The 20,178-nt window shown below is 64.6% G+C and carries 20 protein-coding genes and 1 riboswitch; of the genes, 2 read left to right on the top strand and 18 right to left on the bottom strand.

Features of this window, described 5'->3' with window-relative positions; all coding sequences use genetic code 11:
• Positions 1 to 12: 12 nt before the first annotated feature.
• The 16 genes from hisD to KZJ38_RS03240 form a co-directional block, all read right to left on the bottom strand.
• Positions 13 to 1,335 carry a histidinol dehydrogenase gene (hisD, locus tag KZJ38_RS03315; protein WP_219798762.1) on the bottom strand — a complete coding sequence of 441 codons (1,323 nt, stop codon included), beginning with the start codon at positions 1,333 to 1,335 and terminating at the stop codon, positions 13 to 15.
• 101 nt (positions 1,336 to 1,436) lie between these two features.
• Positions 1,437 to 2,153: an ATP phosphoribosyltransferase gene (gene hisG, locus KZJ38_RS03310; RefSeq protein ID WP_219798761.1), complete on the bottom strand. Its 717-nt coding sequence runs from the start codon at positions 2,151 to 2,153 to the stop codon at positions 1,437 to 1,439.
• Positions 2,150 to 3,418, bottom strand: coding sequence for a UDP-N-acetylglucosamine 1-carboxyvinyltransferase (gene murA, locus KZJ38_RS03305; RefSeq protein WP_219798760.1), 1,269 nt, complete (start codon positions 3,416 to 3,418; stop codon positions 2,150 to 2,152). The genes hisG and murA overlap by 4 nt, the downstream gene beginning before the upstream one ends.
• 111 nt (positions 3,419 to 3,529) lie before the next feature.
• A complete protein-coding gene (locus KZJ38_RS03300; protein WP_219798759.1) occupies positions 3,530 to 3,769 on the bottom strand; it encodes a BolA family protein in 240 nt (79 codons plus the stop codon).
• Positions 3,770 to 3,815: 46 nt separating this feature from the next.
• The gene (locus KZJ38_RS03295; protein ID WP_219798758.1) at positions 3,816 to 4,571 is read right to left on the bottom strand and encodes an ABC transporter permease; all 756 of its coding nucleotides are present in this window, start codon (positions 4,569 to 4,571) and stop codon (positions 3,816 to 3,818) included.
• Positions 4,568 to 5,494: an ABC transporter ATP-binding protein gene (locus KZJ38_RS03290; protein WP_219798757.1), complete on the bottom strand. Its 927-nt coding sequence runs from the start codon at positions 5,492 to 5,494 to the stop codon at positions 4,568 to 4,570. The genes KZJ38_RS03295 and KZJ38_RS03290 overlap by 4 nt, the downstream gene beginning before the upstream one ends.
• Before the next feature lie 244 nt (positions 5,495 to 5,738).
• A complete protein-coding gene (locus KZJ38_RS03285; protein ID WP_219800096.1) occupies positions 5,739 to 6,077 on the bottom strand; it encodes an STAS domain-containing protein in 339 nt (112 codons plus the stop codon).
• 35 nt (positions 6,078 to 6,112) lie between these two features.
• Positions 6,113 to 6,742, bottom strand: coding sequence for an MlaC/ttg2D family ABC transporter substrate-binding protein (locus KZJ38_RS03280; RefSeq protein WP_219798756.1), 630 nt, complete (start codon positions 6,740 to 6,742; stop codon positions 6,113 to 6,115).
• A 124-nt stretch (positions 6,743 to 6,866) separates the two neighbouring features.
• Positions 6,867 to 7,838: an MlaA family lipoprotein gene (locus tag KZJ38_RS03275; protein WP_219798755.1), complete on the bottom strand. Its 972-nt coding sequence runs from the start codon at positions 7,836 to 7,838 to the stop codon at positions 6,867 to 6,869.
• Positions 7,839 to 7,849: 11 nt separating this feature from the next.
• Positions 7,850 to 8,389: an outer membrane lipid asymmetry maintenance protein MlaD gene (gene mlaD / locus KZJ38_RS03270; protein ID WP_219798754.1), complete on the bottom strand. Its 540-nt coding sequence runs from the start codon at positions 8,387 to 8,389 to the stop codon at positions 7,850 to 7,852.
• A gap of 80 nt (positions 8,390 to 8,469) precedes the next feature.
• Entirely contained in the window at positions 8,470 to 9,237 is a 768-nt protein-coding gene (mlaE, locus tag KZJ38_RS03265) for a lipid asymmetry maintenance ABC transporter permease subunit MlaE (RefSeq protein ID WP_219798753.1), read from the bottom strand.
• Positions 9,234 to 10,061: an ABC transporter ATP-binding protein gene (locus tag KZJ38_RS03260; RefSeq protein ID WP_219798752.1), complete on the bottom strand. Its 828-nt coding sequence runs from the start codon at positions 10,059 to 10,061 to the stop codon at positions 9,234 to 9,236. Before KZJ38_RS03260 ends, mlaE begins: the two co-directional genes overlap by 4 nt.
• Before the next feature lie 91 nt (positions 10,062 to 10,152).
• Positions 10,153 to 11,268 (bottom strand): thiamine phosphate synthase, encoded by a 1,116-nt coding sequence (thiE, locus tag KZJ38_RS03255; protein ID WP_219798751.1) that lies wholly within the window; start codon positions 11,266 to 11,268, stop codon positions 10,153 to 10,155.
• On the bottom strand, positions 11,265 to 12,089 hold the full coding sequence (locus tag KZJ38_RS03250; RefSeq protein WP_219798750.1) for a thiazole synthase: 825 nt from the start codon (positions 12,087 to 12,089) through the stop codon (positions 11,265 to 11,267). The genes thiE and KZJ38_RS03250 overlap by 4 nt, the downstream gene beginning before the upstream one ends.
• Before the next feature lie 155 nt (positions 12,090 to 12,244).
• Entirely contained in the window at positions 12,245 to 12,442 is a 198-nt protein-coding gene (gene thiS, locus KZJ38_RS03245) for a sulfur carrier protein ThiS (RefSeq protein ID WP_219798749.1), read from the bottom strand.
• A gap of 47 nt (positions 12,443 to 12,489) precedes the next feature.
• A complete protein-coding gene (locus tag KZJ38_RS03240) occupies positions 12,490 to 13,698 on the bottom strand; it encodes an FAD-dependent oxidoreductase (protein ID WP_219798748.1) in 1,209 nt (402 codons plus the stop codon).
• A gap of 223 nt (positions 13,699 to 13,921) precedes the next feature.
• Positions 13,922 to 14,031, bottom strand: a riboswitch (TPP riboswitch).
• A gap of 476 nt (positions 14,032 to 14,507) precedes the next feature.
• On the opposite strand from KZJ38_RS03240, the gene KZJ38_RS03235 reads away from it, so the two are divergent.
• Together KZJ38_RS03235 and KZJ38_RS03230 are read left to right on the top strand one after the other, a co-directional pair.
• Entirely contained in the window at positions 14,508 to 16,241 is a 1,734-nt protein-coding gene (locus KZJ38_RS03235) for an ABC transporter ATP-binding protein/permease (protein WP_219798747.1), read from the top strand.
• 218 nt (positions 16,242 to 16,459) lie between these two features.
• On the top strand, positions 16,460 to 17,725 hold the full coding sequence (locus KZJ38_RS03230; protein WP_219798746.1) for a D-amino acid dehydrogenase: 1,266 nt from the start codon (positions 16,460 to 16,462) through the stop codon (positions 17,723 to 17,725).
• A 28-nt stretch (positions 17,726 to 17,753) separates the two neighbouring features.
• Here KZJ38_RS03230 and thpR read toward each other — a convergent pair whose 3' ends face one another.
• Positions 17,754 to 18,374 (bottom strand): RNA 2',3'-cyclic phosphodiesterase, encoded by a 621-nt coding sequence (gene thpR, locus KZJ38_RS03225; protein WP_219798745.1) that lies wholly within the window; start codon positions 18,372 to 18,374, stop codon positions 17,754 to 17,756.
• Positions 18,375 to 18,659: 285 nt separating this feature from the next.
• Entirely contained in the window at positions 18,660 to 20,126 is a 1,467-nt protein-coding gene (locus tag KZJ38_RS03220; protein ID WP_219798744.1) for a glutamate synthase subunit beta, read from the bottom strand.
• Between the last annotated feature and the right edge of the window lie 52 nt (positions 20,127 to 20,178).

Raw genomic sequence — 20,178 nt, 5'->3', positions numbered from 1 at the left:
GGCCGGTTTCGTTCAGCCGTTCTGCTTCATCCGGTATTCGGCACTGCGCGCATGCGCGGGCAGCCCTTCGCCGTACGCCAGTTCCGCCGCGATCTCGCCGAGCGTCTGCGCGCCTTCCGCGCTGACTTCGATCACGCTCGAGCGCTTGAAGAAATCGTAGACGCCGAGCGGCGACGAGAACCGCGCGGTACGCGAGGTCGGCAACACGTGGTTCGGGCCCGCGCAATAGTCGCCGAGACTTTCGCTCGTGTAGCGGCCGAGGAAAATCGCGCCCGCGTGACGGATCTGCTGCGCCCATTGCTGCGGCTCGAGCGCCGAGATCTCGAGGTGCTCGGGCGCGATATCGTTCGCGATCGCGCACGCTTCGGTCATGTCGCGCACCTTCACGAGCGCGCCGCGGCTCGTCAGCGACGCCGCGATCACATCGCGGCGCGGCATCGCCGGCAACAGTTCGTTGATGGCGTCTTCGACGCGCGCGATAAACGCATCGTCCGGACACAGCAGGATGGACTGCGCGAGTTCGTCGTGTTCGGCCTGCGAGAACAGGTCCATCGCGACCCAGCGCGGATCGGTCGTGCCGTCGCACAGCACGAGAATTTCCGAAGGCCCGGCAATCATATCGATGCCGACCGTACCGAACACGCGACGCTTCGCGGACGCGACATACGCATTGCCCGGGCCGCAAATCTTGTCGACGGCAGGCACCGTTTCCGTGCCGTACGCGAGCGCGCCGACCGCCTGCGCGCCGCCGATCGTGAACACGCGATCGACGCCGCCGATCAGCGCCGCCGCGAGCACGAGCGGGTTTTTCACGCCATCGGGCGTCGGCACGACCATCACGATCTCGCGCACGCCGGCCACACGAGCCGGAATCGCGTTCATCAGCACTGACGACGGATACGCCGCCTTGCCGCCCGGCACATAGATGCCGGCGCGATCGAGCGGCGTCACTTTCTGGCCCAGCACCGTGCCGTCCGTTTCCTCGTATTGCCAGCTATGGCTGCCGCATTCGATCTTCTGCTTCTCGTGGTACCCGCGCACGCGCGCGGCCGCGGCTTCGAGCGCCGCGCGGCGTTTCGGCTCGAGGCCTTCGAGCGCGGCCTCGAGTTCGGACATCGGCAGTTCGAGCGCAGCGACCTTCTTCGCGTCGAGCCGGTCGAAGCGGTTCGTGTACTCGAGCACCGCCGCGTCGCCGCGCGATTTCACGTCGGCGAGAATCTGCGCGACCGCGCGCTCGATCGCCTCGTCTTCGCTCGCTTCGAACGCGAGCACCGCGTGCAGCGCCTTCTGGAAGCCGTCAGCGCTGGAATCGAGTTTGCGAATCTTGATAGACATGCTGGTATCCGTTTCGGTAATACGCGCGGGCGGGTTTGCTTTGCCTCGCAACTGGCTATGCGCTTCGCGAGGCATCGCTGCGCCGCCCGAGCGTCCTCATATCACGCCGCGCGCCTCGATGCGCGTTCGAACGCGTCGAGGAAAGGCCGCAGCGCGGCGCGCTTCAACTTCAGCGCGGCCTGATTCACGACGAGGCGCGACGAGATCTGCATGATCTCCTCGACCTCGACCAGATTATTCGCGCGCAACGTCCCGCCCGAACTGACGAGGTCGACGATCGCATCGGCCAGACCGACGAGCGGCGCGAGTTCCATCGAGCCGTACAGCTTGATCAGATCGACGTGCACGCCCTTCGCCGCGAAATGCTCGCGCGCGGTTTCCACGTACTTCGTCGCGACGCGCAAGCGCGCCCCCTGGCGCACCGCGTTCGCGTAATCGAAACCGGCCTTCACCGCGACCGACATCCGGCAGCGTGCGATATCGAGATCGGTCGGCTGGTACAGGCCGCTGCCGCCGTGCTCGATCAGCACATCCTTTCCGGCCACGCCGAAATCGGCCGCGCCGTATTCGACATAGGTCGGCACATCGGTCGCGCGCACAATGATGACCCGCAGGTTCGGATCGGTGGTCGGCAGAATCAGCTTGCGCGACGACTCCGGATCTTCAGCTACCTGCACGCCGGCTGCTGCGAGCAGCGGCACCGTTTCCTCGAAAATACGCCCTTTCGACAACGCAAGCGTTAACGGCGCGGCAACCGCCTGCGCAGAAGACGTTTGCCGGGACGACAACGCATTTTCCTTTGACTGCCCTGCGCTCATGCCTGCTTACCCGAAATGCGCCGCACATTGGCGCCGACCGCGGTGAGTTTCACTTCCATCCGGTCGTAGCCGCGGTCGAGGTGATAGATACGGTCGATCAGCGTCTCGCCTTCGGCGCACAAGCCCGCGATCACAAGACTGGCCGATGCGCGAAGATCGGTTGCCATCACCTTCGCGCCCGAGAGTTTGTCGACGCCGGTCACGAGCGCCGTATTGCCGTCGATCGTGACGTTCGCGCCGAGACGATTGAGCTCCTGCACGTGCATGAAGCGGTTCTCGAAGATCGTCTCGACGACGCGCGACGGGCCATCCGCAATCGAGTTGAGCGCCATGAATTGCGCCTGCATGTCGGTCGGGAACGCCGGGTATTCGGAGGTGCGGAACGATACGGCCTTCGCGCGCTGATTCATGCGCACGCGCAGCCAGTCGTCGCCTTCGTCGATCGTGACGCCCGCTTCGCGCAGCTTGTCGATCACGGCTTCGAGCGTCTGCGGACGCGTGTGGCGCAAGGTGACGTCGCCGCCGGCAGCCGCGACCGCGCACAGGAAAGTGCCCGCTTCGATGCGATCCGGCACGACCGTGTGCTCGGCGCCATGCAGCCGGTCGACGCCCTGGATCACGAGCCGGTCCGTGCCGATTCCTTCGATCTTCGCGCCCATCGCCACGAGCAGATGCGCAAGGTCCGCGACTTCCGGCTCGCGCGCCGCGTTCTCGAGCACCGTCTCGCCTTCGGCGAGCACGGCCGCCATCAGCAGGTTCTCGGTGCCCGTCACGGTGATCATGTCGGTGATGATGCGCGTGCCCTTGAGCCGCTTCGCACGCGCTTCGATAAAGCCATGCTCGATGTTGATCTCGGCGCCCATCGCCTGCAGGCCCTTGATGTGCTGGTCGACCGGCCGCGCGCCGATTGCGCAACCGCCTGGCAGCGACACTTTCGCCTCGCCGAAACGTGCCACGAGCGGACCGAGCACGAGAATCGACGCGCGCATCGTTTTCACGAGCTCGTACGGCGCGACAAGGTTGTTGACCTTCGACGCATCGAGCATCACCTTGCCGGTGTTGTCCGCCGCTTCGGCCTGCACGCCCATCTGTCGCAACAGCTTGAGCGTCGTGCGCACGTCCTGCAGATTCGGCACGTTCGCGAGCTGGACCGGATCCGCGCTCAGCAAACTGGCGCACAGAATCGGCAGCGCCGCGTTCTTCGCCCCGGAAACCGTGATCTCCCCTGCCAACTGCCGACCGCCTTCGATGACGAGCTTGTCCATGCCTGTCGGTTCCTGTTCGTTGCGTGCGCCGTTTTGCGCATGAGCGGAAAGGTGGGACGCGCCGCTTACGGCGCCCTGACTATCTTGTGTAATACGCACTAGTGTTCCAGATTACGCGCTCTGCCACTCGGCAGGCGTCAATGTTTTCATGCTGAGAGCGTGGATTTCTTCGCGCATGCGATCGCCGAGCGCCGCATAGACGAGCTGATGCCGCTGGATCAGCCGCTTGCCTTCGAAGCTCGGCGAAACAATGGTCGCGAAAAAATGCTGGCCGTCGCCCTCGACTTCGAGATGCTCGCACGGCAGGCCTGCCGAGATGTAGGTTTTGATCTGTTCGGGAGTCGGTAACATGGGACGCTCCTGGGTAACTTGGCAACTGAGCTGGCAACTGAGCCGGCTAGTGACGCAGTTTGTAGCCGCTTGCAAGCAGACGCATCGCGAGCACAGCCAGCACCACGAAAAAGGCGGCGACGATCGCAAGGCTCACGAGCGGATTGATATCCGACTGGCCGAAAAAACCGTAGCGAAAGCCGTCGATCATGTAGAAGAACGGATTGAGCCGCGACACCTCGCGCCAGCCCGGCGGCAGCGTATGCGTCGAATAGAACACGCCCGACAGGAACGTGAGCGGCACGATAATGAAGTTCTGGAACGCGGCGAGCTGGTCGAACTTCTCGGCCCAGATGCCGGCCACCACGCCGAGCGTGCCGAGAATCGCGGACCCGAGCACGGCAAACAGAATGATGAAGAGCGGCGCGGTGAAGCTGACCGGAATGAACCAGATCGTCACGATAAATACGCCGAAGCCGACCGCGAGACCGCGCGTGACCGAAGCAAGCACATAAGCGCCGTACATTTCCCAGTGCGACAGCGGCGGCAACAGCACGAACACGAGATTGCCGGTGATCTTCGATTGAATCAGCGACGACGAACTGTTCGCGAATGCATTCTGCAACACGCTCATCATCACGAGACCGGGGATCAGGAAGCTCGTGTAGCCGACTCCGCTATACACCTGCACATGATCGCGCAGCGCATGGCCGAAGATCATCAGATAAAGCAGCGCGGTGACGATCGGCGCGAGCACCGTCTGGAACGACACCTTCCAGAACCGCAAAAGCTCCTTGTAGAACAGCGTACGAAACCCGCTCATGCAAGCCCCTCGACCACTTCGGGTGCGTTCATCACCTGGACGAACACGTCTTCGAGGTCCGCCTTGCGCACCTCGATTTCATCGAATGTACAGCCCGCCGCGCGGCACTGCGAAAGAATCCGCTCGACGTCGTCGTAGGTCGACAGGCGCAGCGAATGTTCGCGCGCGTCGACCGCGCCCGAGTCGATTTCGAGCGCGCGCAGTTCGGCCGGCAGCACGCCCTGCGCGAAGCGCACGAACAGCTGCAGGCCCGCGAAGCGTTGCAGCAGTTCGCTCGTGCGCTCGAGCGCGACGACTTCGCCACGCCGCAGCATCGCAATGCGGTCGCACAGCGATTCGGCTTCCTCGAGGTAGTGCGTGGTCAGCACGATCGTGTGGCCTTCGCGGTTCAGGCGCGAGATGAATTTCCACAGCGTCTGGCGCAATTCGACGTCGACGCCCGCGGTCGGCTCGTCGAGCACGATGACGGGCGGCCGGTGCACGAGCGCCTGCGCGACGAGCACGCGGCGCTTCATGCCGCCCGACAGCGCGCGCATATTCGCATCGGCTTTTTCGGTGAGGTCGAGATTGGCCATCACTTCGTCGATCCAGTCGTCGTTGTGACGCAGACCGAAGTAGCCGGACTGGATGCGCAAAGTTTCGCGCACGGTGAAAAACGGATCGAACACCAGTTCTTGCGGCACGACGCCGAGCGCGCGGCGCGCCTCACGGAAATCGGCGACGACGTCATGGCCGCGCACCGCGACACTGCCTTCGTCGGCGCGCGCGAGACCCGCGAGGATGCTGATGAGCGTCGTCTTGCCCGCGCCGTTCGGGCCGAGCAGCCCGAAGAACTCGCCTTCTTCAACCGTCAGACTTACGCCTTTGAGCGCTTGCAGACTTTTGTAGCGCTTCTTGACGTTACGGAATTCTATGGCTGGCATGACTATGCGCCGACGGATCGCGGCGACTGAAAAGTGCGCAGTGCGCACGAGAAAGGATGCAACTGAATATGCAACGAGCGGAATTGGGGCCGGTTGCTTGCCCCAAAAAACGTTTGATTATAGGGCAAACCGCGCGAGCAATCCGCAGGTGAAATGCGGGGGCAAAACCTGGTAGCGCAGAGCCTGCACCAGGCTGGGTGAATCGCGCTGCGTTGAAGTCCGGCCTGCCGGTTTCAGCCGCGCGTCACGAAGGCGAGCGCTCGGTATCGACTGAGCGTAAATGTCGCGCCGACAGCAGCGTGTCGACGCCATAGGCCTGCGCAAGACTCGCAAGCCCGGCGGGGAGATTGACGATTTCGAGTGCCGCGCCGCGCGCGTTCGCGGCGCGCTGCCACGCAAGCAGCACCGCAAGCGCGGATGAATCGAACTGCTTGAGCGGCGCGCAATCGACGCCGCGCGCGCCGCCCGCGATGCGGGCAAGACCGGCCGCGAGCGCTTCTGTTGCGCTCGCGTGGGTCAGCGCCGGGCCGGTCGCGAATTGATCAGCCGGGTTGCCGGCGACACCGCTGACGCCGCGGGCTATGCCACCCGCGACATCGGCTTGTTGTGGCGTGTCGTTCACGACTGCTTGCCCGCCGCGAGTTGCTGGTTGCGCTGCGTAAGGAACTGGATCAGCCCGTCGACGCCGTGCTGCTGGATCTGCTCCTGGAACTGCTGCTGGTACGCCTGGATCAGCCACGCGCCGAGCACGTTGATGTCATACACGCGCCAGCCTTGCGGCGTCTTGTACAGGCGATAGTCGAGCTCGATCGGCTGGCCGTTGTTCATCACCGTCGAGCGCACGACAACGTCGGTGTCATCCGGGTTCGCGCGGAACGGCTTGTACTGGATTTCCTGGTTGCGCACCTGCGCGAGTGCGCCCGCGTACGTGCGGATCAGCAGCATCTTGAACTGCTCGACGACCTGCTCCTGCTGCTGCGGCGTAGCCGTACGCCAGCTGCGGCCCATCGCCAGTTGCGTGGTGCGGCGGAAATCGATGTACGGCAGGATCTTGTCGTTGACGAGCTGCGTGATCCGGTTGATATCGCCTTGCTGGATCGACTTGTCCGAACGGATCGTGTCGATAACCTGCTGCGTGACGGTCTTCACCATGCTGTCCGGCGAGTTCGTGTCGACGGTCTGCGCCGACACCGCACTACCGAACGCAAACAATGCTACGAAAAACGGGATCAAGAAGAATTTTTTCATTTCAAGCCCTGCAAAAAGAAGAACGCTAACTTCGAACTCACGATATCACGCGAGTTCTATCGTAAACCATCCGAAACTTGCGAGAGTTGTATCCCGGTGTTACGAGCGCTCGCAAGGTTTCGGCTTAGCGTAACCGCAGTGACGGATAGCGCCCCGGCGGAACGACCTGACCGCCCGGCACCGTATCGATCGACGGCGTGCCGGAGGCAGGAGAAGCACCTTCAGCAGGTGACGTGCCCGATGTGCCTTGCGGCGCAGGCTGCGCGCCCGGCGCCGCCGACGACGCCGGCGCGGCAGGAACCGCCCCGCCACCCGGCATCGCGCCCGCGGCACCAGCGGCCCCGGCGCCATCCTGATCGTAATTCGGCAGCGCCGCGCCGTCGCCGTAGTTCGGCAACGCGCCATTCGCGCCGCCCGTCAGCAGATACTGGCGCCGCTGCAGATAGGCATTGCGCACGAACGAGTACTTGTCGAGCGCGGCGCCTTCGAGCACGTCGCTCGCATTCAGCAGGTTCGCCCGCGTGTTGACGAGCTGCACGCCCCACAGGCTCCAGCTGATCGCGTCCGAGTCGATATACGAGATCGGATTCGCGAAGTAGTTGCCGACGTAGCCGGCCGCGTCGCGCACCGTGCTCGGTCCGAACAGCGGCAGCACGAGATAGGGGCCCGACGGAATGCCGTAGTAGCCGAGCGTGAGGCCGAGGTCGTTGTCGTGCTTCGGCAGCTTTGCGAGGGTCGCCACGTCGAACAGACCGCCGACACCGAACACCGTGTTGATCACGATCCGCATGATGTCGCCGACGCCATCGGCAATCTTCAGCTGCAGCAGGTTGTTCGCCGCGATATAGACATCGCCGATGTTCGAGAAGAAGTTCGTCACGCTGTCGCGCACCGGTTGCGGCGTGATCTTCACGTAGCCCTGCGCAACCGGCTTCAGCGCGTACTGGTCGACCTTATCGTTGAACGTGAATACGGTGCGGTTCAAGCCTTCCCAGGGATCCTGCTTGCTCGGCGTCTGAACGGTCGAGCAGCCGGCGAGAGCCGCTACGGCAACGGCGATCGCCGCAGCGCGCTGGGGTTTGATCTGCAATTGCAATCTTGTTCTCCTTATTGGGCCGCGCCCGAAGCGGGTTGAGCCGGCGCGGCAGGCGCCGGTGCGGCGGGCGTCGCCGGCTTGGCTCCGCCCGCATCGGCGGCCTTGCTGTACAGGAATTGTCCAATCAGGTTTTCAAGCACGATGGCCGATTGCGTCATCGCAATCGTGTCGCCGGCCTTCAGCATGTCCGTGTCGCCGCCCGGCTCGAGCCCGATGTATTGCTCACCGAGAAGCCCCGACGTCAGAATTTTCGCGGAGCTGTCTTTCGGAAACTCGTATTGCTTGTCGATATCGATCGTGACGAGCGCCTGGTACGTATTGCTGTCGAAAGCGATCGACGCCACGCGGCCGACCGTCACGCCCGCGCTCTTTACCGGCGCGCGCGGCTTCAGGCCGCCGATGTTGTCGAATTTGAGCTTGACCGGGTAGGTTGCCTGGAACGACAGCGAGCTCATGTTGCCGGCTTTCAGCGCGAGAAACAGCAGCGCAATAAAGCCCAGCACCACGAACAGGCCGACCCAGAAGTCGAGAGCAGTCTTTTTCATCGTCATCCCAAAGTGAATCTTGACGCGCCGGCGCGCAGCCGAAGGGCGCGCGCGACACGCCGCTTCCCGGCGCACCCGCGCGGGACCTAGCTGAACATCAGTGCGGTCAGCAGGAAATCGAGGCCGAGTACCGCAAGCGATGCGTAGACGACGGTTTTCGTCGTTGCGCGCGACACGCCTTCGGGTGTCGGCTTCGCTTCGTAGCCCTGGAAAAGCGCGATGAACGTCACCGCAAAACCAAACACTATGCTCTTGATCACGCCGTTGCCGACGTCGCGCCAGACATCGACGCCGCCCTGCATCTGCGACCAGAACGCGCCGGAATCGACGCCGATCAGCAGCACGCCCACCACATAACCGCCGATGATGCCCACCGCGCTGAAGATCGCGGCGAGGATCGGCATCGAGATAATGCCCGCCCACATGCGCGGCGCGACGACCACCTTCAACGGATCGACGGCCATCATTTCCATTGCGGTGAGCTGCTCGCCAGCCTTCATCAGACCGATTTCAGCCGTCAGCGACGTGCCCGCGCGCCCGGCGAACAGCAGTGCGGTCACGACCGGCCCGAGTTCGCGCACGAGCGACAGCGCGACGAGCAGACCCAATGCCTGTTCCGAGCCGTAGCGGTTCAGCGTGTAGTAGCCCTGCAGCCCCAGCACGAAGCCGACGAACAGCCCCGACACCGCGATGATGACAAGCGAATAGTTACCGACAAAATGAATCTGCTTTGTGACAAGCCGCGGTCTGCGCAGCAGCGGAAAAAATTCGAGCACGAGACGCACGAACATACGCGCCCCATAGCCCGCGGTGCCGAGACCGCCAAGCACCGAACGTCCGATCGCGGAAATCATGAGCGGCCTCCGCTGCCGTTAAGGCCGAAATCGGCCGCCAGCGACGTGCTGCCCGCGTAGTGGAACTTGAACGGACCGTCCGGCGCGCCGTCGATAAACTGCCGCACGACCGGGTCCGCCGATGCGCGAAGTTCGTCCGGCGTGCCTTGCGCGTGCACGCCGCCGTTCGCGAGAAAGTACACGTAATCGGCAATCGCGAACGATTCGGGCACGTCGTGCGTGACGAGGATAGACGTCGCACCGAGCGCGCGGTTCAGCGTGCGGATCAGATTCGCGGTGATGCCGAGCGAGATCGGGTCGAGGCCGGCGAACGGCTCGTCGTACATGATCAGTTCGGGGTCGAGCGCGATGGCGCGCGCGAGCGCCACGCGCCGCGCCATGCCGCCCGAAATTTCCGACGGCGCCAGATCGCGCGCGCCGCGCAGGCCGACCGCGTTGAGCTTCATCAGCACGAGGTCGCGGATCAATTCTTCGGGGAGATCGGTGTGCTCGCGTAGCGCAAACGCGACATTCTCGAACACCGACATATCGGTGAAGAGCGCGCCGAACTGGAACAGCATGCCCATGCGACGGCGCAGCGCGTAGAGGCCGTCACGCGTCTGCGCGCCGATGTCTTCGCCATGGAACAGCACCTGGCCGCGCCGGGCGCGCTCGAGGCCGCCGATCAGGCGCAGCACCGTGGTCTTGCCGCACCCGGAGCCGCCCATCACCGCCACAACCTGACCGCGCCCGAAGCGCAAATTCAGGTTCGACAGTACGAGCCGGTCGTTGTAACCGAAATCGACGTCGCGTAGCTCGAGGAGGGTCTCGGGAGAAGAAGGCAACTCTGACAGTCCTTTTACACGGAAGCCGAATTATAGGGCCATCGTGGAATCGCTGCCTTGTCGCATTCTGTCCCTTTACTTAATCTAACGATTACCTATCGAAATCTCGCTGCAATGATGCGACAGCGGCTGCGGGGTCGGCGGCTTCGGTCACCGCGCGCACGACGGCGGCGCTCTTCACGCCCGTCGAGAGCACATCCGGCAACACGTCGGCGCTGATGCCGCCGATCGCGAGGATCGGCACCACGCCGTCGAGCAGACGCACGTAGCGCGCGAGGCGGGAGAGGCCTTGCGGCGCGGTCGGCATCACCTTGGTCGTGGTGGCAAATACCGCACCCAGCGCAATGTAGCTCGGCCTGAAATGCAGCGCGGTCAGCATCTCGTAGTAGCCGTGCGTCGACAGGCCGAGGCGCAGGCCGGCTGCCGCGATCGCGTGCAGATCGGCGGTATGCACGTCTTCCTGGCCAAGGTGGACGCCGTAGGCGCCGGCTTCGAGCGCGGCCTGCCAGTGGTCGTTGATAAACACGCGCGCGTCGTGCTTGCGCCCGGCCGCAACCGAGCGCGCGATCTCGCTCTTGAGTTCGGCGGCGGGCTCGGCCGATTTGCGGCGCAGCTGGATTGTCTTCACGCCGAAGCCAGCGACGCGCTCGACCCACTCCGCGGTCGGCAACACCGGGTACAGGCCAAGCTCGTGCGGACACGGTGCGAACGGCTGCGACGGCGCGGCGGGCAAGCCCACGACGCGCGGGAAATGCGCGATATCGGACGGCCACGCGTCGTCGGCGCGCTTTTCATCGCCATCGCGCCACGCGAGCGCGAGCACGAGCGCGTCGTGCGGATCGAAGCCGCAGTCGAGAAACGCGGCGAGTGCGGCGATCCAGTCTTCGGCCAGTTGTCCTTCGAGCCGGTAGCGTTCGCCGCCGAGTTGCAGCGTCGCGCCGTTTTTGCCCGCTTCGATCACGCCCGCGCCTTGCACGAGCCAGCGCGCGATCTGCTCGCCATGTTGCTCATGCTGGTGCTGCTCGTCGGCGACCACGATCAGATCGCCGCCGTTCGGCGCATCGGGCGCGGTCAGGCAGATGCGCCACGGCGCGTGCGTCGGCGGCCAGTCGCCGAGACGCGCGCGAATCCGTTCAGCGGCTTCCGTCAATTCATCGGCGGGCGGCCAGAAGAGGTCGCGGCCGGTCAGCTTCAGCGTATCGGTCATGCCGCGGCGCTCCCGTCCTGGTGCCAGAAGGGCATGCCGACGACCGGCGTGCTCGCATGCGCGGCTTCACGTTCGGCCATCGGGCCCGCGAGATACGCAGTGCGCCCCGCTTCAACGCCGAGCGCGAACGCGCGCGCCATCGTCTCAGGATGCGTGGCCTGCGACACGGCCGTGTTCAGCAGCACGCCATCGAAGCCCCACTCCATCACCTGGCTCGCATGCGACGGCACGCCGAGCCCCGCATCGACGATCAGCGGCACATCGGGGAGCCGCTCACGCAGCACGCGTAAGCCATACGGATTGATGAGGCCTTTGCCCGTGCCGATCGGCGCGCCCCACGGCATCAGCGCTTCGCAGCCCGCGTCGAGCAGGCGCCGGCCGATCACGAGGTCTTCAGTGCAGTACGGCAGCACCTTGAAGCCGTCCTTGACGAGCTTCGCGGCCGCCTCAATGAGACCGACCGGATCGGGCTGCAGCGTGTAGTCGTCGCCGATCAGCTCGAGCTTGATCCAGTCGGTTTCGAAGACTTCGCGCGCCATCTGCGCGGTCGTGATCACTTCGCCGACCGTCTGGCAGCCGGCCGTATTCGGCAGCAGCGGCACGGCGTGGCGCTTGAGCAGGTCGAAGAAACCCGCCTGCGCGCCGCCCTCGCTCATCTGCCGGCGCAATGCGACGGTGACCATGCCGGGCCGCGCCGCTTCGATCGAATCGGATAGCGATTGCAGCGACGGATAGCGCGACGTGCCGAGCAGCACGCGGCTCGCGAAAGTCTCGCCGTAAAGCGTCAGCGCGTCGGCGGGCGCGGATTGAGTAGAAGTCATCGGTCAGTCCTTGCCTGTGGCAGTTGCCTGGGTCGTTGCCCTGTGTCTCTTGTGGTGCTTGTGCTTGCGAAGCTTGAGCTTGCGCAGCATGCGATGCCGTTGATGCTAGCGAAGCAGCAGCGAATGCGCGGTTGCCTCGGGTTGCACGACGAAACTCAACCGCCTGCCACCGGGTGCACGACGTCGAGCCGGTCGCCGGTGTGCAAAGCGCGCGCCGCATGCTGCTTGCGCGCGACGAAGTCGCCGTTCAGCGCGACCGCGAACGGCGGCTGCGCGCCGAACGCGGCGAGCGCATCGGCGACGGTCGCGCCTTCCGGCAACGACAGCGGCTTCTGGTTGATTTGAATGTCCATAATCGTGTGTCTCAATGTTTGTTTAAGCGCCGGTCTCTCGAGCCTGTTCACGCGGACTCGCGCACGGCGTCGCGCGACTTCGGATGATCGACGTGGAACAGCTCGTTCCAGTGCGCCTGCAAACGCCAGCCGGCGAATGCGTCGAGGTCGGCGATAGCGCCATCGGCAAGCGCGAGCGCGAAGCGGACTGCCTCATCCGCGACTTCCGGCGCGATCATGTAACCATGACGGTAGAGGCCGTTCACGCGCAGCGTCTGCGCACCGTCCCAGACGATGGCCGGACGATGGTCCGGCAGCGTCGGCCGGCACTGCGAGTTCAGCTCCAGAATGCGCGCCTCGCCGAAGCCCGGATGCACGGAAAACGCAGCGCTGAGCAGTTCGAGCGCCGAACGCACGCTGACCGGCGACATATCCTCGCCTTCCACTTCGGTCGCGCCGATCACGTACAGATCGTTCTGCTTCGGCGCGATATACAGCGGGTAGCGCGGATGCAGCAGCCGTACCGGACGCGCAAGTCCGATGCCCGGCGCGTGCACGCGCGCGACTTCGCCGCGGATGCCGCGCAGCGTCGGCAACACCGGTTTCGCGCCGAGCCCGCGGCAATCGATCGTGATGCGCGCGGCGGGCAGTTCGCGGTCGTCGATCGCCGTGTTCCAGTGCGTCTCGACGCCGCGCTCCGCGAGCCCCGCGGCCAGCGCGGCCAGCACCTGCCGGTTATCGAGCTGTCCTTCGTGCGGCAGCAGCCAGCCTTGCGTAAAGCGGCCCGCAAGCGCCGGCTCGGCCGCATTGATCTGCGCACCCGACAGCGAGAACAAACCGCCTTCGAGCAGTTCCGCCGGCGCATTCGCGCGTAGCCGCCGCTCGAACAGCGGCGCCTCGCTGCGATCGCCGTGATGCCACACGACGAGCGTGCCGTTACGCTGAAAAAACACCGGCTCCGGCAGTTCGGCGATGATGCGCGGCCAGCTGTCGAGCGACGCGGCGCCAAGGCGCGTGATCAGCAACTCCGCGCTTGCGGCTTCGGCAAGCGGCGCGAGCATCGCGGCCGCAACCCAGGCGGCCGATTGCGTGCCGGCCGCGTCGCCGCGCTCGTATAGCGCGACGCGGCGCCCTGCGCCGGCAAGTCGCCAGGCGACGAGCCGTCCGCAGAGACCGCCGCCGATCACAGCGAAATCGGGCACCTCGCCACGCTGGACGCCAGCCTGTGCCCGAACGGGCGCACCGACCCGCGCAGCGGATTGCTCACGCGCCGTCATGTCGCCTGCTCCTTGCGCGGCGCAGCAAACCACCACGCGACGCGTCGAGCGCCATGCGGACAAGCGGGACAGAGAACTGAAGATTGAGCGGTCATCGGATCCTTTCCGTACGGCAACAAAACGCACGTACCCAAGGACGAAACACGCGGAGGCGGCTGCGGATGCAGAGGCAGGAGAACCCGCCGGGCAGCAACCTTCAGAATGAAAGGCAGCGCGGCAGGAAACGAAAGACTTCGAAACTTCCCGCGCCGGTATTACCCGGATCGGGTGCGAAGGGTCTCTCTCAGCCTCGCCGCGACGTGTATCCGCGCCAAAGCACCCCTGTTTCGTCGAGGTCATTAGACCATAAAAGGCTCGTCGCGAAAACCCGAGGGATTACGGGCCTGTCTACGTGGGCAGCGGACGTATGCGATGCGGCACCACGCCGGCGCGCTGCCAGCGCGCAAAAAACCCATCCGCGATTCGACGCGCGAGACCATGCGCGAGCCGATGGACAAGGCTGAGTGCGGCCCGGCAAATTCAATATGAGCCATCCTGGCGCCTCTGACATAATGCGCGACACGCAGTCGGTATTGAGAGCGGACAGCGGGACCGAAACCCGGGCCCGGCCGTTCTGGCCACTACTCCGCCCGAGGACCGATGCACGTTATCGGGCACACCCCGGGCATTCCCATTAAGCTCCGGTTAAGCCGCGGCCGCGACAATCGCGCCTCGATGGACTACCGGCGAACGCGTCGCTCTACGCCACCCGTGCGGCCCCCGCGCATCGCGACGAGTTGCTTCACCCAACGCCGTTTCAAAGGACAGATATGGCCGAAAACCCGAACAGCTCCGCGGACATCACCGCGTGGGGTCTCATCAAGCCCTACTGGGTGTCCGAGGACCGATGGCGCGCATGGGGCCTGCTCGTGATCGTCATCGCGATGAATATGACGATGGTGGCCGCCAACGTCTGGTTCAACCGCTGGCAAGGCATCTTCTTCGATGCGATCCAGCAATACAATTACCCCGTTTTCAAGCATTCGCTGCTGCAGTTCACGGTCATCGCGCTCGCGCTGATTCTGCTCGGTTCCTATCGCACGTACTTTCGCCAGATGCTCGAATTCCGCTGGCGGCAGTGGCTCACCACAAAGTATCTGAACGAATGGCTCGGCGACGATGCGTACTACCGCATCGAGCGCGACCGTCTCGCCGACAACCCCGACCAGCGGGTTTCCGCCGACCTGCAAGGCCTCGCGAGCACGACGCTGAACCTGTCGCTCGGGCTGCTGTCGACCACCGTCACGCTGTTCTCGTTCATCGTGATCCTGTGGAATCTGTCCGGTTCGCTCGCGTTTCACATGTTCGGCACTGAAATCTCGATTCCCGGATACATGGTGTGGGTCGCGCTGATCTACGCGGCGATCGGTTCGTGGATCACGCACAAGGTGAACCACCCGCTCGTGTCGATCAACTACCAGCAGCAGCGCGTCGAAGCGGACTTCCGTTTTTCGTTGATCCGCATTCGCGAAAACGCCGATCAGATCGCGCTCTATCAGGGTGAAGCGGCCGAAGAGAAATCGCTGCAGGGCGTGTTCGGTCACATTCGCGACAACTGGCGGCTCGTCATGCGCTTCACGCGGCGGCTCTCGATTGTCGTGATCAGCTATTCGCAGCTCGCGATCGTGTTTCCGTATATCGCGGCCGCGCCGAAGTATTTTACGAAGTCGATTACGTTCGGCGTCTATCAGCAGGTGACGAGCGCGTTCGGCACAGTCAGCGATTCGTTCTCGTGGTTTATCAACAATTACGATTCGCTCGCCGAATGGCGCGCTACCGTCAACCGTCTGCGGGAATTCCATCGCGTGATGAAAGACCAGCATCTGCATGAGTCGGTGGTGGGCGGCACCGCACACGGCGGCATCAACACGCATCTGACCGACACGCAGTTGCTCGACGTGAAGGACCTCATGCTGAAGCGTCCGGACGGGCAACCGATCGCGTCGATTGGCTCGTTCCGGATCGCACCGAAATCGCGCTGGCTCGTGCGCGGTCCGTCGGGCGCCGGCAAGAGCACGCTGCTGCGCGCACTCGCCGGACTGTGGCCGTTCGGCGAAGGCACGATCGAAGCGCCGGCGGGGGCGAAGCTGCTGTTTATTCCGCAGCGCAGTTATCTGCCGATCGGCACGTTGAAGGGCGCGCTCTGCTACCCGTCGCTCGACGACGCGTTCAGCGACGAAGCGTGCCGCGAAGTGCTGACCGCCTGCCGGCTGCCCGAACTCGCGACACGTCTTACCGAGTCCGCGCATTGGGAACGCACGCTTTCGCCGGGCGAACAGCAGCGCGTCGCCGCGGCGCGCGCGTTGTTGCAAAAGCCCGACTTCCTGTTCCTCGACGAAGCGACGAGCGCGCTCGATCCGGACAACGAAGCCGCGATCTACACGGCGCTGAACGAGCGGCTGGTTGATGCGGCGATCGTCAGCGTGGCGCATCGCAAGACGCTCGAGGCGTTCCACGACCAGACGCTCTACGTCGAGCGCGCGGTGGAACGCGAGGCCGCTTAGTGGGGCCACGCAGTGAAGCCGCGTATTGAGGCCTCGCAGTGAGGCCTCGCAGTAAGGCCTCATAGGCCGGAGCGCGCATCACATTTCTACTTGCCGGCGACGCGCGGCCTATCGACGGACAGGTCATCCGAAGATAATCGCCGCGCGGACTCTGCTGAAAACCAAGGCTAAATCGCTCGCGTAAGCGGCCTTGCCCGTCTGATGGTACTTTCGCGTGCATGAAGACGATCGTTCTCGGCGCCGGCGTGATCGGCGTTGCCACAGCCTTTTATCTGCGTGAGCGCGGATGCGATGTGACCGTCGTCGAACGCGAAACGGACGTCGCACTCGAAACGAGTTTCGGCAACGCGGGCGTGATCGCACCCGGCTACGTGATGCCGTGGGCCGCGCCCGGCATGCCCGCGAAAATTCTCAAATACCTGTTCAGGCCCGCGTCGCCGCTCATCTTCCGTCCGGCCTTCGACGTCGCGCAATGGCGCTGGATTGGCCGCTGGCTGCGCGAATGCCAGCTCGAGCGGTTCCGTATGAACAAGCAGCGCATGCAGCGCATCGCGTACTACAGCCGGGCGTGCCTGCATGAATTCCGCGCCGCGCATCCGTTCGAATACAGGCGCAGCCACGGCTATCTGCAACTCTTTCGCAGCGAATACGACCTCGAACTCGCGCAGCCGGCGCTGGCGATGCTGCGCGACTCGGGTGTCGCGCATCGCGAACTGAGCGGCGCGCAGTGCGCGTCTGTCGAGCCGGGGCTGCGCTGGGCGCGTAAACCGCCGCACGCGGGCCTCTACCTGCCGGACGACGAAGCCGGCGACTGCGCCATCTTCACGCGCGAACTGCGCGCGATCTGCGAGCGCCAAGGCGTGCGCTTTCGTTTCGATACACGCGCGACCGCGCTCGACGTGCGAGGCGGCGCGGCGCGCGGCGTGCATGTCGAAAGCGAGCACGGCAGCGAGACGCTGGCGGCACACGCGATCGTCGTGGCGGCGGGCGTCGACAGCGCCGCGCTGCTCGAGCCACTTGGCGTGCCGGTGCCGCTTTATCCGGTGAAGGGCTATTCAGCAACGCTGCAGATTATCGACGACCAGAAAGCGCCGCGCGCCGCGCTGATGGATGAAGCGCTGAAGACCGCGATCACGCGGCTCGGGCCCAATCTTCGTATCGCCGGCACAGCGGAACTCGGCGACCGTCGCGCGATGCTGCGCGAACAGTCGCTGCGCACGCTGATGAAAGTGCTCGACGACTGGTTTCCTCATGCCACCGTGCCGTCGTCGGCGCAATTCTGGGTCGGGCGCCGGCCGATGACACCCGATGGCGCGCCGCTGCTCGGGGCCGCGGGCATCGACAATCTGTGGCTCAACATCGGACACGGGTCGACGGGCTGGGCGATGTCGCTCGGGTCTGGGCGCGTGGTGGCCGATCTCGTTACGCAGAAGCAGCCTGAGATCGATCTCGAAGGGCTGACGATTGCGCGGTATCGCGGGTGAGGGTGACCTGCGCCTTCACGCATCTATTTCACGCATCGATAACCGGCACGCTTGCCAGCGCGCGATAACGCGCGCCCGTCCGCGCAAGCGTGCTCGAATAAAGCGTCAACGATTCGAAACGCGCGCGCAGATCGTCTTTCAGCTCGGGCGCGTGGCCCGCGGCCGGCGCATCGCGGCGGAAGCGCCCAAGCGTCACATGCGGACGGAACGCGCGTGCGTCGACCGGCAAGCCGAGATCGATCATCAGCGTGCGGACGCGCCAGTCGAGCGCAACGAATTCGTCGGACATCGCGAGTAGCGCGACCGTCAGCCGCGGATGCGATGCGCGCGGCCAGTGCTCGATGCGCGTAACAGGCGCGGGCTTCAGTGGAATTGTCTGTGGCGCGAGGGCGTCGATCAGCGCGGCGCCGAGGTCGTGCGTCAAGGCACCGATAAATGTGACGGTCAGATGCAATTGCTCGTGCGGCACGCGACGCGCGGCAGCCGGAACCGGCACCGCCGCGAGCGCATCGCGCGTCGCGGCGTCGGGCTCTAGCGCGATAAAGCAGCGCTGCCAGCCTTGCAAAGATTTTCGCTGGGCGTCGTCGGTCGGGTCTTCCGTCGCGGCATCGCTACCGTTTGCGGTCCGTCGATTGGGCTGATGATGCATCGCTGGGGCTTTGCGCTTGCGGCGCGGCGAAGTCATCGTCGCATTATGGCGGTGGGCGAGTGAATCGGCCAATCGGCCCCCATGCCATCCAGAAAACAGAAAGCCGGGCCACCCTTACGGGTGCCCGGCCTCCGGAGCATGGCTCAAAGGTCATTGCCTTTGAATCACAGCCCTGTACTGCACTTGTCGTCTCCACCTCTTCCTGCAAAATTGTTCGCATTGTAGCCGGGGCGGGATGAAACCGGCCAGCCCCGACTCGAGGAGACGCTCACCTGTCGTGCACGATTAGCGCGGCAACTCCGAGCTTCCCATCAGATACGCGTCGACCGACCGCGCGCACTGACGTCCTTCGCGAATCGCCCACACCACGAGCGACTGTCCGCGACGCATATCGCCGGCCGTGAACACCTTGTCGACCGACGTGTAATACGCCTTGTCGCCTTCGGTCGAGGCGCGCACGTTGCCGCGCGCATCCTTGTCGACGCCGAACGCTTCGAGCACCGGCGACACCGGCTGCGTAAAGCCCATCGCGAGCAGCACGAGGTCGGCCTTCATTTCGAATTCCGAGCCCGGCACTTCCTGCATCTTGCCGTCCTTCCATTCGACGCGCGCCGCGATCAGCTTCTCGACCTTGCCGTTCTTGCCTTCGAAGCGCTTTGTCGCCACCGCCCAATCGCGCTCGCAGCCTTCCTCATGCGACGACGACGTGCGCAGCTTGACCGGCCAGTACGGCCACACGAGCGGCTTGTTCTCTTCTTCCGGCGGCTGCGGCAGCAGTTCGAACTGCGTGACGTCCTTCGCGCCGTGACGGTTCGACGTGCCGACACAGTCCGAGCCCGTATCGCCGCCGCCGATCACGACCACATGCTTGCCCTTCGCGAGGAGCTGGTCCGCGACCTTATCGCCCGCGTTGACCTTGTTCTGCTGCGGCAGAAACTCCATCGCGTAGTGAATGCCCGCGAGCTCGCGCCCCGGCACCGGCAGGTCGCGCGGCGTTTCCGAACCACCCGTGATCACGATCGCGTCGAACTGGTCTTTCAGTTCTTCGGGCGTGACCGTTTCCTTCGCCGTATTGCCGATATACGCAGGCAGCGCGTCCTTGCCGACGAACACATTGGCGCGGAACGTCACGCCTTCTGCTTCCATCTGGCGCATGCGGCGATCGATCAGCCACTTCTCGAGCTTGAAATCGGGAATGCCATAACGCAGCAGGCCGCCGATGCGATCGTTCTTCTCGAACACCGTCACATCGTGACCCGCACGCGCGAGTTGCTGTGCAACCGCGAGGCCCGCCGGGCCCGAACCGACCACAGCGACCTTCTTGCCGGTCTTGTGCGTCGGCGGCTGCGGCGCGACCCAACCTTCGGCCCACGCCTTGTCGATGATCGCGTGCTCGATCGACTTGATGCCGACCGGGTCGTCGTTGATGCCGAGCGTGCACGCCGCTTCGCACGGCGCCGGGCAGATGCGGCCCGTGAACTCGGGGAAGTTGTTGGTCGAGTGCAGCACTTCGATCGCGTTCTTCCAGTCCTGGCGGAACACCAGATCGTTGAAGTCCGGAATGATGTTGTTGACCGGGCAGCCGTTGTTGCAGAACGGAATGCCGCAGTCCATGCAGCGCGCGCCTTGAATCTTCGCGTCTTCGTCGGTCAGTGCCGCGACGAATTCCTTGTAGTGCTTCACACGCGTGAGCGGAGCTTCGTACGCCTCGTGGCGGCGTTCGAACTCGAGAAAACCGGTTGCCTTGCCCATGTGGTTCTCTTGTCTATCCAATTCGGTGGGGATCGGCACCCGTCGTCGCATT

Origin of the sequence: Paraburkholderia edwinii, from assembly GCF_019428685.1 — a bacterium.
GTDB lineage: Bacteria > Pseudomonadota > Gammaproteobacteria > Burkholderiales > Burkholderiaceae > Paraburkholderia > Paraburkholderia edwinii.
Note: the sequence above shows the minus strand (reverse complement) of the source record. Positions and strands in the feature narration are given on the sequence as shown.